Source organism: Caballeronia sp. LZ024 (genome assembly GCF_031451455.1).
GTDB classification, from domain to species: domain Bacteria; phylum Pseudomonadota; class Gammaproteobacteria; order Burkholderiales; family Burkholderiaceae; genus Caballeronia; species Caballeronia telluris.
The window spans coordinates 1-549 of the sequence record NZ_JARUXL010000053.1 but is presented as its reverse complement, the minus strand read 5'-3'; the positions used below and the strand labels follow the sequence as shown (position 1 = coordinate 549).

The window sequence follows — 549 nt, the reverse complement described above, 5'->3', positions numbered from 1 at the left end:
GCGCGACATTTCTTTGCCTTGGTCATAAGTGAAGCTCTGGCGCAGCGGCGCGACAATCGAATTCAGTTTCGCAGAGAAGCCCGCCAGCGCTGAAGCCGCGGTGGCGTCTTCCATCTTTGCAAGCAGGACAAGGCGGCTGGTCCGTTCAACCAGCACGCCGACCGAGGAGTGGTTGCCCGCGCCCTTGATGAAGTCGCCCTCCCAGTGTCCGGGCAGCAGGCGGTCCTCAATTTCGGGGGGGCGCACATGGATACTGACCATGTCGGGAATTTGTCCGCGCCGGTCTGTGCCCCGCGTGCGCGGCATACGCGTGCTGTGACCATGACGCAAGCAGGCAATCAGCTGACGGCGCAGTTCGCCGCGCGGCTGCGCATAGATAGCGGTGTAGATGGTTTCGTGCGAAACCTGTTGGGTCGGGTCGGTCGGATACATACGTTTCAGTGTGCCCGATATCTGCTGGGGTGACCATCTCCACTCGAGCAGGGTGAGAACGATACGCCAGCAGACGCCTTGTAGGCAAAGCTTTGTGGCACGGCGCCCGGCGCCGCG

At 62.3% G+C, this 549-nt stretch carries 1 protein-coding gene; it reads right to left on the bottom strand.

Features of this window, described 5'->3' with window-relative positions; translation table 11 throughout:
* Positions 1 to 549, bottom strand: a 549-nt coding sequence (locus tag QCE48_RS31705) for an IS30 family transposase (RefSeq protein ID WP_309794497.1), incomplete at both ends; no start/stop codon positions are given.